This is a genomic window from Pleurocapsa sp. FMAR1 (assembly GCF_963665995.1).
Lineage (GTDB): Bacteria > Cyanobacteriota > Cyanobacteriia > Cyanobacteriales > Xenococcaceae > Waterburya.
The window spans coordinates 4,271,603-4,287,565 of sequence record NZ_OY762512.1 but is presented as its reverse complement, the minus strand read 5'-3'; the positions used below and the strand labels follow the sequence as shown (position 1 = coordinate 4,287,565).

At 39.3% G+C, this 15,963-nt stretch carries 12 protein-coding genes; 6 read left to right on the top strand and 6 right to left on the bottom strand.

The features are described from left to right. The first annotated feature begins 331 nt into the window (after positions 1–331). Positions 332–748 (top strand): four helix bundle protein, encoded by a 417-nt coding sequence (locus SLP02_RS20885; RefSeq protein ID WP_319422648.1) that lies wholly within the window; start codon positions 332–334, stop codon positions 746–748. Positions 749–857: 109 nt separating this feature from the next. Here SLP02_RS20885 and acnB read toward each other — a convergent pair whose 3' ends face one another. Next, positions 858–3,455, bottom strand: coding sequence for a bifunctional aconitate hydratase 2/2-methylisocitrate dehydratase (gene acnB / locus SLP02_RS20880; RefSeq protein ID WP_319422647.1), 2,598 nt, complete (start codon positions 3,453–3,455; stop codon positions 858–860). Between the two features lie 197 nt (positions 3,456–3,652). Here acnB and SLP02_RS20875 point away from each other — a divergent pair, with 197 nt between their 5' ends. Then, a complete protein-coding gene (locus SLP02_RS20875; RefSeq protein WP_319422646.1) occupies positions 3,653–4,837 on the top strand; it encodes an esterase-like activity of phytase family protein in 1,185 nt (394 codons plus the stop codon). Between the two features lie 20 nt (positions 4,838–4,857). Here SLP02_RS20875 and SLP02_RS20870 read toward each other — a convergent pair whose 3' ends face one another. Together SLP02_RS20870 and SLP02_RS20865 are read right to left on the bottom strand one after the other, a co-directional pair. Continuing rightward, a complete protein-coding gene (locus SLP02_RS20870) occupies positions 4,858–5,079 on the bottom strand; it encodes a type II toxin-antitoxin system HicB family antitoxin (protein WP_319422645.1) in 222 nt (73 codons plus the stop codon). A 179-nt stretch (positions 5,080–5,258) separates the two neighbouring features. Beyond that, positions 5,259–5,579 carry an MliC family protein gene (locus tag SLP02_RS20865; protein WP_319422644.1) on the bottom strand — a complete coding sequence of 107 codons (321 nt, stop codon included), beginning with the start codon at positions 5,577–5,579 and terminating at the stop codon, positions 5,259–5,261. A gap of 149 nt (positions 5,580–5,728) precedes the next feature. Between SLP02_RS20865 and SLP02_RS20860 the strand changes: the two genes are divergently transcribed. Both SLP02_RS20860 and SLP02_RS20855 read left to right on the top strand, forming a co-directional pair. Then, positions 5,729–6,013, top strand: a complete 285-nt coding sequence (locus SLP02_RS20860) for a GlsB/YeaQ/YmgE family stress response membrane protein (protein ID WP_319422643.1) — start codon at positions 5,729–5,731, stop codon at positions 6,011–6,013. A 156-nt stretch (positions 6,014–6,169) separates the two neighbouring features. Beyond that, the gene (locus tag SLP02_RS20855; protein ID WP_319422642.1) at positions 6,170–7,183 is read left to right on the top strand and encodes an AEC family transporter; all 1,014 of its coding nucleotides are present in this window, start codon (positions 6,170–6,172) and stop codon (positions 7,181–7,183) included. Positions 7,184–7,220: 37 nt separating this feature from the next. Here the strand turns inward: SLP02_RS20855 and SLP02_RS20850 are convergent, their stop codons facing one another. The 3 genes from SLP02_RS20850 to SLP02_RS20840 form a co-directional block, all read right to left on the bottom strand. Beyond that, positions 7,221–8,678, bottom strand: coding sequence for an ABC transporter substrate-binding protein (locus SLP02_RS20850; protein WP_319422641.1), 1,458 nt, complete (start codon positions 8,676–8,678; stop codon positions 7,221–7,223). Positions 8,679–9,078: 400 nt separating this feature from the next. Then, positions 9,079–10,155: a cache domain-containing protein gene (locus SLP02_RS20845; protein ID WP_319422640.1), complete on the bottom strand. Its 1,077-nt coding sequence runs from the start codon at positions 10,153–10,155 to the stop codon at positions 9,079–9,081. Positions 10,156–10,748: 593 nt separating this feature from the next. Next, positions 10,749–11,123, bottom strand: coding sequence for a DUF2237 family protein (locus SLP02_RS20840; RefSeq protein WP_319422639.1), 375 nt, complete (start codon positions 11,121–11,123; stop codon positions 10,749–10,751). A gap of 276 nt (positions 11,124–11,399) precedes the next feature. Here SLP02_RS20840 and SLP02_RS20835 point away from each other — a divergent pair, with 276 nt between their 5' ends. Next, a complete protein-coding gene (locus SLP02_RS20835; RefSeq protein WP_319422638.1) occupies positions 11,400–12,398 on the top strand; it encodes a glycosyltransferase family 2 protein in 999 nt (332 codons plus the stop codon). A 468-nt stretch (positions 12,399–12,866) separates the two neighbouring features. Then, positions 12,867–15,929: a PAS domain-containing protein gene (locus SLP02_RS20830; RefSeq protein WP_319422637.1), complete on the top strand. Its 3,063-nt coding sequence runs from the start codon at positions 12,867–12,869 to the stop codon at positions 15,927–15,929. The last annotated feature ends 34 nt before the right edge of the window (positions 15,930–15,963 follow it).

The window sequence follows — 15,963 nt, the reverse complement described above, 5'->3', positions numbered from 1 at the left end:
TTAATTCCGCTACATATTTCATTTGCAAATTTAGCACTCATCGAGGACGAGTGCCAGATTATATTATCTAAATTTTTGAATTAGATAGTCTTGTAGTGATTACCGAAACATTAATCAGTTACTTCTAGATAAGCAGCTAGGCGAAATTAAATATAAGTCAAGGGTGATAATTACCCCTTCGACTTATATTTTTTATGTCTATAAATAGGAATATTTAGTTTTATGTCGAGCAAAAATTACCCCTCCCTATTAGGAGAGTAGGGCTGTTTCATTCTCAGAATTATTCTAAAATAATGGGGAATTGGGGAGATAGGGGAATAGGGAAATAAAAATGCAGCAAAATAAACCAAGATTCATTAGTAATCATGAAGATTTAGAAGTCTATAAAATTGCTTTCGATGCTGCTATGGAAATATTTAAGCTATCTAAAAATTTCCCCAAAGGGGAGAAATATTCTCTAATCGATCAAATTCGACGTTCTTCTCGTTCAGTATGTGCCAATTTAGCCGAAGCATGGACAAAGGGCTTGCCCGCATGTAGGAGACGCTATAAAGGTTCTTTTCTATCTAAACTCAATGATGCCGAAGCTGAAGCAGCCGAAACTCAAGTCTGGCTGAAGTTTGCGGTTAAATGCCAATACTTGGATTTAGATAAGGGAAGAGAACTTTATAGCCAATATAATCAGATTTTAGGATTAATTGTCGTTATGACGAATAGTGCTGATAAATGGTTATTAAAGAAGAACTAAATTATTAGTATTTTCTCTTTTCCCCAATCCCCTATTTCCCTAACTCCCTATTTCTCTTTATTTAACAAGAATGAAACAGCCCTACTATTAGGAGAGGGGCCCAAAGAGGTTAAACAGGCATTCCTAAAATATCCTCAATCTTAGGCATATCTTCAATTGAAATTACTCTACCTTCATCTTCAAAGTTATTAATTTGATCGAAGTTAAGATAACGATACAAATCGCTTTCAAAGGGAGCAATTTTTTCTTTTACAACTGCCATGTATTCTTCTACTGTAGGAATTTTACCCAACAAAGCACAGACAGCAGCTAATTCGGCTGAACCTAAGTAAACCTGTGCGCCTTTGCCCATACGGTTATTGAAGTTACGGGTGGAGGTAGAGAAGACAGTAGCATTATCTTCGACGCGGGCTTGATTACCCATACAAAGAGAACAGCCAGGCATTTCGGTACGTGCGCCAGCAGCAGCGAACACGCCATATACTCCTTCTTCACGGAGTTGTTTTTCATCCATGCGAGTGGGAGGACAAACCCATAAGCGTCCTTTGACTACTCCTGCACCTTCTAAGATTTTGGCAGCAGCGCGGTAGTGTCCAATGTTAGTCATGCAAGAACCAATAAACACCTCGTCTACTTTGTCTCCTGCACATTCTGACATCAATTTAACGTTGTCAGGATCGTTGGGTGCAGCGACAATGGGTTCTTTTATTTCATTAAGGTTGATTTCAATCGTGTCTGCATATTCTGCATCTTTGTCAGCCGACATTAACTCAGGTTTGGCTAACCACTGTTCCATCTTGGCTACGCGACGCATCAGAGTACGAGCATCGTTATAACCACGGGCAACCATATTTTTGAGCAACGCCACGTTAGAACGCAAGTATTCGGCTACAGTATCTTCGCTAAGTTTGATAGTGCTACCAGAACAAGAACGTTCAGCAGTGGCATCAGTAAGTTCAAAAGCCTGTTCTACTTTAAGATCGGGTAAGCCTTCCATTTCCATAACTCTGCCGTTGAAAACATTCTGCTTGTTCTCTTTGGAAACAGTAAGTTTTCCCTGTTGAATAGCGACCCAAGGAATAGCATTAACTATATCTCTGAGCGTTATGCCTGGCTGCAATTCTCCAGTAAAGCGAACTAAAACAGATTCAGGCATATCCAAAGGCATCACACCCAAGGCAGAGGCAAAAGCAACCAAACCAGAACCCGCAGGAAAAGAGATACCCAGAGGAAAACGAGTATGAGAGTCACCACCAGTACCAACGGTGTCGGGTAATAGCATTCTGTTTAACCAGGAGTGAATAATACCATCTCCTGGGCGCAAGGCTACCCCACCACGGGTAGAGAAGAAATCAGGCAAATCTTTATGAGTTTCGATGTCTACAGGCTTGGGATAAGCTGCGGTATGGCAAAAGGTTTGTAGAGTTAAATCCGCATTAAAACCAAGACAGGCTAATTCCTTTAATTCATCTCTTGTCATTGGTCCAGTAGTGTCTTGAGAACCAACAGTAGTCATCATGGGTTCGCAAGATGTCCCAGGGCGAACTCCTGCTAAACTACAGGCTTTACCCACCATTTTTTGTGCCAAGGTAAATCCTTTACCTGTATCTTTTGGCATAGATGGGCGAGTAAATACCGTAGAAATTTCTAAGCCCAGTGCTTCACGAGTTTTATCGGTTAATGCCCGACCAATGAGTAAGGGAATTCGTCCCCCTGCGCGGACTTCATCTGTAATAGTGTCGGGTTTAAGGCTAAAGCTGGAAATAACTTTGTCAGATTCGTTTTTAATTTCACCTTTGTAAGGATAAATAGTTATTACATCACCTGTATTCATCTGGGCAACATCACACTCGATTGGTAATGCCCCAGAGTCTTCGGCGGTATTAAAGAAGATGGGTGCAATTTTATCTCCCAAGATGTATCCACCAGCTTTTTTGTTGGGAACAAAAGGAATTTCATCGCCAATATGCCATAAAACAGAGTTAATCGCTGATTTTCGAGAAGAACCAGTCCCAACTACATCACCTACATAAGCAACAGGATGACCTTTTTCTTTTAACTTGGCAATAGTTTCTAACCCGTCTGGCATCTTGGACTCTAACATTACCAAAGCATGAAGGGGAATATCGGGACGAGTTGTGGCGTGGGGTGCGGGAGATAAATCGTCGGTGTTGGTTTCTCCTGGTACTTTAAAGACCGTAACGGTAATCTCTTCGGCTAATTCTGGACGATTAGTAAACCACTCGGCGTTTGCCCAGGAATCAATTACCTGCTTGGCATAATCATTACTTTCTGATAATTCTAAAACATCGTTAAAGGCATCAAACACTAATAGCGTCTTGCTTAATGCCTTGGTTGCGCCCGTTGCGATCGCACTATCATCAGACTTTAATAAATCTACCAAAGACTGAACGTTATAGCCACCAATCATCGTCCCCAGCAAATGCACTGCATCAGTAGCCGAAATTACGGGACATTTAATTTCATCCTTAGCCACACCAGTCAAAAACCCAGCTTTCACATAAGCTGCATCATCCACACCAGGGGGAACTCTCTCCCTTAACAATGCCAGCAGTTCTTCTTTTTCTGATTCAGGAGGATTTTTGAGTAATTCACACAATTCTGAAGTTTGCCCAGCCGTCAAAGGTAATGCGGGAATGCCCAAGGCTGCTCTTTGGGCTGCGTGTTTTCTATATGCTTCTAACATCTAGTACTCCTCTTCTATATGTAGATTTATTGCAGAATATTTATTGTCTCATCGATCTCCCTCATTCTTTTGTTCATAGGGAGAACTTTTAAATTAATACATTTATATTTATTGTATTGATTTTACAGAACTAACTGCACGCTCTTTTTTTAAGCAACTAGATTATTATTTTACAAGCTACTTAATGAGGTGAAAGTGTGAGTGTTAGTGACCAGGAAAGAACTGTTAGCGATCGCATTAAAAGATTTTCGAGCAAATATTTACTTATCTCTGTATATATCCTCTTTACTCTGACAAGCTGTAGTTTGCCCCAGAGAGTAAGTGCCACCGAGAGGATGTTTCGTAAGTTTTCCCTAGAATTTGTCGATTACTATCAAATACCCAAAGCAACATTCAAGGAGACAAAGATTGGTGGACTATCGGCGATTAATTATGAGCGTCAACAGGATAAATTTTATGTATTATCAGACGATCGCAGTCAACTTGCCCCTGCCCGTTTTTATACCTTTAGGCTTAAGGTTGAACAGACAAATGATGGGATTAAAATAGCTAGTTTTCAGCCCGAAAATGTTACTTTTCTCCAAGATGAACAGGGCAACTATCAAGCAGGTAGTATCGATCCAGAAGGATTAGCTCTTTCTCCCAGAAATACAGTATTTATTTCCAGTGAAGGCAATCCGACTGAAAATATTGAGCCTTTTATTGCTGAATTTGCCTTAGACACGGGCAAAAAAATATCAAATGTCCGTATACCACAACGTTATTTGACAGGAAAAGAACCAGAACAGCCTCAAGGAATACAAGAGAATCTGGCATTTGAATCTTTGACAATTAATAGTGTTGGTTTACCTCAAGATCCTTTTCGTTTATTTACCGCCACAGAATCAGCCCTATTACAAGACAAATCTTTTGCAAAAGAAGAACAGGCAAGAATTCGCTTTTTACACTATGTCATCAATCCTATTGGCAATCCAGTTTTGGTGGCTGAACATTTATATCTACTTGAACCCGCACCAACAGAAGTTATTTCCAATGGGCTGACAGAACTAATAGCACTACAAACCGAAGGCTATTTTTTCAGTTTAGAAAGAACCTTTGGCTTTACTGGGGCTGGGGCAAAAATATTTCAGGTAGTAGTCGGCGATGCCACTGATACGACTAATATAGCCAGTCTTAGAGGTAATATAGCTCAAACAAGACCTTTAAAAAAGCAACTATTGTTTAATTTAGAAGACTTAGAAATTGAGCTAGATAACTTAGAAGGAATGACTATTGGACCTCGTTTACCTGATGGTAGTCAAAGTTTACTTTTGATCAGTGATGATAATTTTAATGATCAACAAATTAGTCAGTTATTTTTGTTTCGCCTAGTAGAAAATTAAAACAATAGAGTTCAAAAGTATCATTTACTTACAGGGGTTACTTGAAAATTTTGTGGCTCAGGTAATGATTCTCCCTGGGATTTTGATAACTCTACTAAAAACTGCAAAGCTTCTTGAGCATTTTCTAAAGCCTGCTCGTAAGATTCTCCTTGAGCATGGCGATTTTCCCATTCAGGCAGAGTTGCTACAAAGCAGTTATCTTTTTCAGACCACTGAATAACTATCGAGTAAAGATCGTTCATTATTATTTATTTCCTATTAATATGAGCAATTGCTAAGATGGTTTAACGTCTCTGTTATAGCCTGACTCTAAATAAATACCCAAAAATCCTCTAAACCTTGGCACTCTCAGCTATCAAAATTGACTCTGTGCGTTACATTTGACGATTTGCAGCTTACAAAAGCGATCGCCTTTAAAGATCTAACTATGGCAGCTATTCCAGGTCTTGTCTTTGACCTTAAGCAATGCGCTGTCGTCTTTATTCCAAAATAGAACATCTTTATTTTGATATTTTGCGCCAGAAGCTGCGCGTATTTGGTCTAAAACAACGGTAAGCTCTGGTAAATACAGTGTCACCTTGCCAGGACTCGTGTGCGTACTAAACTTATATTCATCACATTCATACACTATAGTTCGAGCAGCTTCAACTGACCTATCTGCGGATGCTTTGCTAAACGATGTGTCGCAACTAATGATTAAGGCAAGAACAATCAAGAAAATAGTTTTCAGATTAAGAAGCATTTTTAGTAAATACAAATCTTTTTTAAATCAACTGCGATCGCAGATCGCGCTGTTAAGACGTAGAGCATAATCACGTCATGATTATTACTAAACTACAAATTTTAAGTAGTATAAAGAAATTAACATAGGTCAAGAGGCTCAATTTATCAATGACATTAACAGAAGTTTTGATTTTATTGCTTGTTGCTGCGATCTGTGGCTCAATTGGGCAATCACTAGTTGGTTATTCAGCAGGGGGTTGTCTTGCTTCAATTTTTGTCGGCATTATTGGAGCTTATTTAGGAGTTTGGCTAGCTAGAGAATTAAGTTTGCCTATACTGTTTGCCGTTGACGTTGGCGGTCAAGCTTTTCCGATTGTTTGGTCAATTATCGGTTCGATAATATTTGCAGGCATTTTAGGTTTAATCAATCGCTCAATCTCAGGAAGAAGATAAGTAGAAGTGATTAATTATTTTATTAAAAATTCAGGCGATCGCTACTAGTTTAATATTTACTAATTTATTGGTAATTTCAGCTTATTTTTTTGCCTTTTTCTGCTCTGAACTCGTTAAACTAACTTGATGATGACTATGTAGTTTTACGGGGAAAAAGTGGTAACTGTATTACAAAGCATATTGTGGGTTATTCTGGGAATCCTAATCTACCGAAAGAAAATTGTTGGCGATCGAGTACCAAAACTTCTGGGAAAAACTTTATATTGGCTTGGCGTACCATTACAGATTTTTGCTCTAGCTCGAAAATCTAATTTTGAAAAGATCGTTTGGCTGCCAATTACTGTTACCGTAACCGTTCTGTTGTTAGGTTTGGCATTAACCTTACTGATTCTTCATATACACAAAAAAAGATATATCAATAGCTACCATATGTCGGTTATGTCAAATAATCCACAAAATTCTATCGAAGCTAGATATTTTCCATCTTCTAATAGCGCAATTAGCCTAGACTTCTTACCTTTTACCAATGCTGGAAGAGGAAGTTTTATTATCACCTCAATTTTGGGTAACACAGGCTTCATTGGTTTAGCTTTAGTGCCACATTTTGTAGATCAAAGCTATTGGAGTTGGATTGTCTTATATGGAATTGCTCATAATGTTTTAGGAAGCTATGGATTGGGTGTATTAGTAGCAGATCGATATAGCTGCTTAAAAGAACAAAGCAACTGGTTGAATCAATTGAGCAGTATAGTACTTTTACCTTCTCTATGGGCTTTTGTCTTTGGCTATCTCAGCCAAGGCTTAACTCTGACTAACTTGGTTGAAACAGGAATTTCCCTAGGAACTACGATCGTCTTACCTGGAGCTTTTATCTTAATTGGAATGCAGTTGGGTATGTCCCAACAATGGCAGAATTTGAAAACGGGAGTTTTTTCCACGCTAATTAAAATGCTGGTTTTGCCAGGTATAACTGGATTGGCATTAACTTTTTTTGGTTTTGAGGGTGATGGTCGTTTAGTATTAGTTTTGATGTCTGGTATGCCTACGGCATTTGCTAGCGTTATTTTGGCAGAAGCCTATAATTTAAATCGGAATGTGGCTGCTAGCGGTATTTTATTGAGTACCCTATTTTTACCGATAGTTCTCTTTGGGTGGCTGAAAGTTTTCTGATTTTGCTTTTTCGGTTTTGTTACTGGGTTGAGAGATATTAATTAATGTATTTGAAATCATATCCCGCACCAGAGGATGTGCCTGGTTGTATCTTGACTAAAACTCCTTTTACTAAGCGATCGCCTGAGCTTTGAAAAGTAATATCGCCCAAAACTCCAGGAACGGAAAAGCCTGAATCGGTCAATACTTTCTGTAATTGTTGTCGAGCAGTCACACGATTAGAATCATCGATTTGACTCAAACCAGCAATTAGAGCTTTCGTCGCGTCATAGGCTGTAGCGGTACGCCAGCTTCCAGCCATACCCCAAAGCCTCTCAGCCTCTATGTTAAACGAAGAATTGGCTGTAGCATCAGGATGCCAAGCAACAGGCAGAATCATGCCGTTGGTATCAGAGCCTCCAACCTTTAAAGTTTCGTAGCCGTACATTGAATGATTACCCAATAAAGTCAAGCGATTTTGATTAGATTGAGCTACTTGCAAAGCCTGATTAATTTTGTCTACCGAAGGAATAAGTAAGAGAGCTTCTGCTCCATCAGCGATCGCTTTTCCAGGAATTTCATCAGCATTAAAATTATCACTGCCAAAATCACACTCAGTAGCAGTAATTTCTCCATCCAACTCAAACACAGACAGAGAAAAGTCCTCTCTAAACGAACTGCTGGCAGAATCTTCTGAATCAGAACAAACGGCTATCTTTTGTCGATGCAGCTTCTCTATCGTATATTCTGCCAGAGTCTGTGCCAATATTCTAGTAGTAGGTGTAGTTCGGAATATATAGTTTCCTGCCTGAGATAATTCTGTGGCAACGCTAGTAGGAGAAATCATTACCAAGCCACCCTGTTGATATATTGGTGCTGCTGCGATCGAAGCACTACTAGAATTATGACCGATCACAGCCTCCACTTGAGTATTATCTACAAACTCAGTAGCAATTTGCTTGGCAACTTCAGGTTCATTGTCATCATTGGCAATAATGATTTGAAGTAGATCGTTCCTGCCACTATTGGCGATGCCATTTTTGGAATTGATTTCGTTTTGTGCCTGAGCTACTCCACGTAATATTTCCTTGGCAACGTCTAGAGTTCCACCAATTGGTACGCTTACACCAATTGTTATTGCATTGGGATCGATTGCGGCAATAGAATTGTTCAGATAAATCAATGCCTCTGGATCGTTTGGATAAGTTTCTAAAGATTTTTGAAATTTACTTATTGCCTCACCAAAATCTTTTTTTGCATACATCTGTGCTGCTAACTGCTTATCAGGATTGTTATCCGCACCAATTAAAATTTTCTCCCCCGAACTAAATCTATTTTCAGCTTTAAAACTGCTTTGTTTTTGGTTTGCCTGTCCATTTTCGCTGGAAGCTGTCTTTTGGCTGCTATCGGTTTGATTTTGAAATATGCCTATTTGTGGACGAATGAGTAACCAAATAGGCAATGAGATAATAACAAGAATCGAGAAAATTGTGATTACTTGATTTTTTTTATTCATGATAATAATACGGAAGTAGTTTTTCTCATTCCTTCCCTATTTATGCAAGAGGTCTAATATAAAAGACAACTTTGCCATTATGCTGAAGCTAGTCGATCGATGAAAGCAGGGCAGAAAGCCAAGATCTTGATTTAAAGCAAACATAAATAAATGGAAATTTTTAGACGCTAGATTAAACATGGACTGCTTGTCAAAAGTTTCGGTAATCTTTTTCCATTGCTATCAGGGCGTGTCATCAATTAGAAAAAAAGTACTTTTTTCGCTATTTTAACGACCTACTGCGTCGAAAAATAACCTCCGTAGCCCTGCTATGCAGAACATTTTTCTCCTTGTATCTCGCTAAAATATTCTCAAAAGCATCTTTCCCCCCAAATGATGACACGCCCAGCTAAAATAAAATTTAATCTACTTTAGCTGTGAAAATTAAGCTCCAGCCCAATTCTGGTAGTCCTCTTGTTTCTATAATTGGTGCATACGCCACAAGATAAGATGAGCCACCTATTGTTTCTAAGTCTACAGATGATGAGTTGTTTTGTCGCCGAATACGAGAGAAAAAGAAAGAACGATCGATATACGGGTTCAAGTTTTCTATATTTTTAGTAGCAATAATTCGTCCAATTCCGTTGACGAGGAAAAAACCAAGAGATTGACCTGAATCACCAACAATCAAACTTAAATCATTTAAATCAGCAGAGATTTTTTTTTGCACCTTATCAAATCTGATTCGAGTTTGAGTGACAAATAACAGTTTTCCTCTTTCATCAAAAGAAGGAGCTGCCATATACATATAGGCAATTCCTGTTTTGGTCGATTTTTGGTAAGGAATGATAACTGGCTTTTTAAATTTGACTACTTGCTGGTGGTAATCTATATCGCTGCTGTTGTTAGTTTCTGTTCCACCGCTAAAAACTGTGTCTCCAGTTTGAGCATCAATAACTACATAACTATCCATACCGTCTGAATTCGCTAAAAAATTCTTCTGAAAATACTCTTGCTTGCGCTCGATAGACCAAGCCGACCAAACAGAAAGATTGGTGAGGAAAGGACTCGCAGCCATTTCTTGAACCTGAAGGTATTGTGTGCCAACAAATTGCTCTAAATTACGAGCAGCTATTACTGTTTTGGTCTTTATTTCTGCTTGGCTTGCTGCTAATTCTTGCTGTGCTGAATTTTTTTGCACTACGTAGTAAGTAACACCAGAAAACAAGATTGCACCAGAGAGGATGGCAAGGGTCAAAATTGTCCGAGTAGAATTTGGAAAATTTTTCTTGAGATTAAAGTATGGAAGCTTTTCATTAACTATTCTTTTGACACCAGATGCTTCTAAGTCAACCGCTTCTACGCTTACAGTTAGTACTTGGTCACATTTTTGGCAGCGATTATCTGATAGGGAATTGTACATATAGAGACAACAAGGGCAAACCACCTTTTCACCTAAAGCAATACTTCTTAAGGGGGGCTGATCTTGAGTAGACATAGGCTTTAGTAAATCTAGTTCTATATATTGTAAATATTCAAGATTAAAGTACTAAATTGTCACTTTATCGATTTGTGTAAAAGTAACAATTTGCGAGTTTAATTTAAGATATCGTGTCAAAAGACTAAAAACAAGTACTAGCTTTTTTTGTTAATTAGCGTTAATTTTTCTGACATTAAAATTAAAATTAGCCAAACTTGTTATATAAGATTTATAGCTTGGTTTAGATGACAGAAATTTGACGATGCTAGTTGTATAGTTGTGAATGAAGAGAATACAACATAGGGATTAAATCTTGGTAGCGATCGCCAATAGTTTGAAAAATCTACTTATATGAGCATGATTTTTCGAGTAAATCATTAATACTATATGACCAACGGGGACTCCTAAACGGTAAGCCATGCGGACTTGGGAATGCGCGAGAAGGGTTAAAGGGAAAAAACAATCCTTTACCCCTTCCCCTTTACCCTAATCGTCACCGATAAACTTGAATCGTTAAACGAGAAGTATTGCTTCGATTCCTTTGATTACTTTCTTGGCATTGCCACTATAACGTGAAGTCACCTCATAGAATTAGCAATGCCCTTTTTTGCTCATTTTGCTAAGTTCATAGAATGCTCTTTGAGAACTTCCAAGGGAACATAATTTAGCATCGACTCATGGGTAGCTTCTAAGTTAATTGGTGGGGCAAAACCCGTATCTAAAGCCTCTTTCCAGCGCAATGCACATAAACACCAGCAATCTCCTGGTTTGAGTCCTGGAAAATTATACATTGGCATAGGAGTAGTAAGATCGTTGCCTCTTTCTTTGCTAAAAGCCAAAAACTTAGCGGTAACTTCGGTGCAAATTACGTGAACGCCTTGGTCTTGAGGACCTGTTTCACATTTTCCTGTGCGATAAAATCCTGTCATGGGCGATGTGCAACAAACTTTAAGTTCTCCACCCAAAACATTCTTAGCTGATGTCATATCTTATTTTTCGGGGAAATTTTGAGACAGTAATTAAATTCTAGCTAAAGTGAGAAAAAATAGCGATCGTGCAAAGAAGACGCTCATCTAAGAACACCAATTATCAATAAACAATTGTTTAATAGAATAGACAAGCTTGAAACTAGTAGCTAATCAAGCAATATATAACCTTTTCAAATAAAACAAAATTGATTTAGTGACAAGAGCTATCTAATACTGGATAATCTATGAGACATACATAAAGTTATCTTTAATGCTTCTCGGCTAAATTCTACTATGCCATCTCCATCTATAAAAAACCGTATTGCCTCCGTTTTAGAGTCACCACAGCTAGATCTATCAGTAGTTGTGCCGATTTATAACGAAGCTGAGAGTGTAGAGGCATTAGTAGAAGCGATCGCCAATTCTGTCAGAGAAACCCAATTAAGCTACGAAATAATTTGTGTGGACGATGGCTCAAAAGACGGTTCAACTCAGGTACTAACCAACTTGGCACAGAGACGTGTCGATTTAAAAGCGGTAATCTTACGGCGTAACTATGGTCAAACTCCAGCGATGGCAGCAGGATTTGGGTTAGCAGAGGGAAAGGTCATTGTAACTTTAGACGGCGATTTGCAAAATGATCCTGCCGATATTCCCATGCTGCTTGCCAAGTTAAACGAAGGCTATGATTTAGTTAGTGGCTGGCGCAAAAATAGACAGGATGCAGCATTAACTAGACTGCTTCCCTCTAAAATTGCCAACCTGATTATTGCTAAGGTAACAGGAGTCAGACTACATGACTATGGTTGCTCCCTCAAGGCGTATCGCTCTGAATTAGTTGCAGATATGAACCTTTATGGAGAGCTACATCGTTTTTTACCAGCATTAGCATATATCGAAGGGGCGAGAATAGCAGAAGTACCAGTGCGTCATCATCCTCGACGCTTTGGACAGAGTAAATATGGCTTGGGTAGAACAATTCGGGTAGTAATGGACTTGTTGACCGTCTTCTTTATGAAGAAATTTCTGACTCGTCCTATGCACGTCTTCGGTTTAGGAGGCGTAATTTCTTTGGCTGCGGGAATAGGAATGGGTGCTTATCTTACCATTGTCAAACTATTTTTCGCTCAAAACATTGGCGATCGCCCTTTATTAATTTTAGCTGTGCTGCTAGTCATAACTGGGGTTAATTTATTTTGCTTTGGCTTAGTAACTGAACTACTAATGCGTACCTATCACGAATCTCAAAGAAGACCAATTTATCGCATTAGAGATGTTTTTGGTCAAAAATAGACCTCTTGCACGAATCAGAAATATCGATTGAGAATGAGGTCAGAGGTCAGAGGTCAGTAGGTTTAGGCTGTTTGCCAGCTCATGTTTTAAGTATGTTTTGACGGTGAGGGACGCGGACAAAGGGCTTGCCAGCATGTTTTCCGACCCTTGTCCAATCACCGTGTTGATAATTGGATTTGGTATAATAACCCCGAATTAATAACTACGGCGTAGCCGCTTGTCTTAACATCAGCTTTTTTAGGCGCGATCGCTCTTTTATAATCGGCATCACCTAATAAATAAAATCTTTCTAAAGATAGAAATTTAGATAGATCAAAAGTTGTAAATTTTTTATAATAGTGAGCGAAACATTTTTAAAAATGTTCCTTTTAGTTCTCTACGGCAGAGGTAAAAGTGCTAGTAAACAGTAATTCAGTTATGAAAATAAAATCGATTTAGTGTTATTGGCAGTGCAGTCGAAGTATTAACATGAAGACAGGTTCAGATGGCATTTCTCATACAGCTACAGCAGTAGGAATTTTAGTTCAGCTAGCTGATGGTAGTATCCAAAGTTGTAATAGAAATGCAGAGAAGATATTAGGTTATCCTGCTGAGAAAATGATTGGGGTTGCTGCTTCAAATCCTGCGATCGCCTTTAGTAATTCTAGAAGTGTAGTAACTGCCTTAGAAACGGGACAGCCTGTTGATGGGGAGATGAAATTTTATCAGCCAGATGGTAGCTTGGTATGGCTTTCACTAAATTTTCAGCCTTTATTTTCAGCAGGCAGCGATCGCCCATTAGGAGTAGTGACAACTTTTAAAGATATCACCGCAGCAAAAAGAGATCGGGAAAATCCGCAGAAGTTAGAGTTAAGCAAAGATTTTAAACTATTTGCCGATGCTATTCCTGGAATACTATACATATTCGACGCAATTTCTCAACGCAATCTTTATATTAATTCTCAGGCTTATGATTGCTTAGGCTATACTCCAGAACAGATTCTAGAAATGGGGCAAGAGTTTAGAACTAAGGTCATGCACCCTGAAGATAGGGCTTCTTTGACTCCTCACATCCAAAGGCTAGAGCGATCGCAACCAGGAGAAGTATGCAAACTTGAATATCGAATGCGTCATAAAAATGGCGAATGGCGTTGGTTTTGCACTCAAGATAGAGTACACAGCCGTACTCAGGACGGTAAGCTAGAGCGAATATTAGGTATTGCCAGGGATATTACTAATCGTCAACAGGCGCAAACAGCTTTAAAAGAAAGCGAAACAAGATTAAAACTAGCTACTGATGCTTCTGGCATCGGTATGTGGTTTTGGGATTTGGTTGCAGATACCCTAGAGTGGACAGAGCAGTGTAAAGCAATCTTTGGAGTACCTTCTGATGGCGAATTAAGCCACGAAATATTCCTAAATACTCTCCATCCTGAAGATCGCGATCGCACTAATCAGGCAGTAGAACAGGCTTTAGCTAATCAAACAGAATACAACATCGAATACCGTGTTATTTGGTCAGATGGTAGCGTTCACTGGATCGTAGCCAAAGGTAAAGGTTTTTATAACCAAGCAGGCGAACCAGTCCGCATGATGGGTACGGTACAGGATATCAGCGATCGCAAACAAATAGAAGCACAACTCCGTCACAGCGAACACCACTTGAGAAGAGTTCTAGACAGTCTATATACCTTTGTCGGCGTAATGACTCCTGATGGGATCTTAATTGAAGCTAATCGTACCGCTTTAGACGCTGACAATCTGCAACCAGAGGATGTTTTAGGAAAACCCTTTGCCCAAGACTATTGGTGGTCTTATTCGACTCAAAGCCAAGCACAGTTAAACGAGGCGATCAAACGAGCAGCAGCAGGAGAAACAATTCGTTTTGATGTTCAAGCTCGCATAGGGACAGAACAGTATATTTTGCTCGACTTTTCCGTCATTCCCTTGTTTGATAGCAACGGCAAGGTAGAATATTTGATTCCTTCTGGTATTGATATTAGCGATCGCGAGGCCAACAAACAGGCTCTAACGCAAAGAGAACAAGAGCTTAAGCTAATTACCGAAGTCATTCCTCAGCAGATCTGGACGGCATTACCCAATGGCGAAATAGACTATTTTAATCAACGCTGGATAGATTACACGGGAATTTCTTTAGAAGATACAGTCAATAGCGGTTGGTCAATTATTCTGCATCCCGAAGATTCAGCCAAAGCTATGAAAAGTTGGACAAAATCAGTAAGTTCAGGTAAGAAATATGATATGGAGGTTCGCTTGCGCGGTGCAGACGGAGTATATCGCTGGTTTTTAATCAAAGCCAGACCATTACGTAACGAACAGGGAGAAATTATTAGGTGGTATGGGACAAATACCAGCATTACCCGAATTAAAGAATTAGAACAAAGACTACGGCAACAAACCGAAGATTTGATCGAGGCCAACCAGCTAAAAGACGATTTTCTGGCAATTGTTTCTCATGAACTACGCACACCCCTTAATCCTATTCTCGGCTGGTCACAATTACTGGCTTCTGGCAGACTTGATGCTGAGAAAACAACAACGGGAATTGGGATAATTGAACGTAATGCCAAACTTCAGGCACAACTGATTGACGATTTATTGGATGTTTCGAGAATCTTGCGGGGTAAGCTAAATCTAAATAAAATTTCTCTCGATCTTGAAATGGTTATAAAGTCTGCACTAACTACAGTTCAATTAGCAGCCGATGCCAAATCAATTAAAATTGAAACTGAATTTGAACCCAATATTGGACAGGTTTTAGGGGATGCAGGTCGTTTACAGCAGATCGTTTGGAATCTGGTTTCCAATGCCGTAAAATTTACCCCAGAAGGCGGTCAAGTTTTAGTTAAGTTAAGCAAAATAGGTAAACAAGCATTACTTGAAGTTCAAGATACAGGACAAGGAATCGATTCAGAGTTTTTACCTCACGTATTCGATCGCTTTCGTCAGGCAGAAGTTGGTAATACCAGAGAGTTTGGCGGCTTGGGTTTGGGTTTAGCCATAGTGCGCCACTTAAGCGAACTACACGGGGGAACAGTTGCCGCTGCCAGCGAAGGCAAGGGAAAAGGAGCGACATTTAGCGTCAAATTACCACTTATAAATACACCTACAGCAGAGCCAATAAATATTAATCCCATCGATCTATCAGTAAAGCCAAATCGCTTTAGCGGTATCAAAATTTTGGTAGTAGATGATGAAGTAGACTCGCTAGATATACTCACTTTGGTTCTAAAACAAGAGGGTGCATCAGTAACATCGGTAGCATCAGCAGCATCAGCCTTAAAAGCCCTAAATAAATCAACTCCCGATTTAATTGTTAGTGATATCGGTATGCCCAAAACTGATGGTTATAGTCTCATGAGTCAGATTCGCGCAATGTCTAAGGAGAAAAATATACCAGCGATCGCCCTTACGGCTTATGCTGGAGAAGTAGATCGGCAGCTTTCTTTAGATGCGGGATTTAATCGACATCTTGCCAAACCAATTAATATTCCTGAATTGATAACTGTGATTACAGAATTGGTGCAGTAGGAGCAAAAAGCGACGCGATCGCTCTTTATCCTCA

What these genes read in the sequence shown, in the direction of transcription:
- SLP02_RS20830 (WP_319422637.1), top strand. Translation starts at nt 12,867, where the DNA reads ATGAAGACAGGTTCAGATGGCATTTCTCATACAGCTACAGCAGTAGGA.
- SLP02_RS20885 (WP_319422648.1), top strand. Translation starts at nt 332, where the DNA reads ATGCAGCAAAATAAACCAAGATTCATTAGTAATCATGAAGATTTAGAA.
- SLP02_RS20835 (WP_319422638.1), top strand. Translation starts at nt 11,400, where the DNA reads ATGCCATCTCCATCTATAAAAAACCGTATTGCCTCCGTTTTAGAGTCA.
- SLP02_RS20840 (WP_319422639.1), bottom strand. Translation starts at nt 11,123, where the DNA reads ATGACATCAGCTAAGAATGTTTTGGGTGGAGAACTTAAAGTTTGTTGC.
- SLP02_RS20850 (WP_319422641.1), bottom strand. Translation starts at nt 8,678, where the DNA reads ATGAATAAAAAAAATCAAGTAATCACAATTTTCTCGATTCTTGTTATT.
- SLP02_RS20865 (WP_319422644.1), bottom strand. Translation starts at nt 5,579, where the DNA reads ATGCTTCTTAATCTGAAAACTATTTTCTTGATTGTTCTTGCCTTAATC.
- SLP02_RS20845 (WP_319422640.1), bottom strand. Translation starts at nt 10,155, where the DNA reads ATGTCTACTCAAGATCAGCCCCCCTTAAGAAGTATTGCTTTAGGTGAA.
- SLP02_RS20860 (WP_319422643.1), top strand. Translation starts at nt 5,729, where the DNA reads ATGACATTAACAGAAGTTTTGATTTTATTGCTTGTTGCTGCGATCTGT.
- SLP02_RS20870 (WP_319422645.1), bottom strand. Translation starts at nt 5,079, where the DNA reads ATGAACGATCTTTACTCGATAGTTATTCAGTGGTCTGAAAAAGATAAC.
- acnB (WP_319422647.1), bottom strand. Translation starts at nt 3,455, where the DNA reads ATGTTAGAAGCATATAGAAAACACGCAGCCCAAAGAGCAGCCTTGGGC.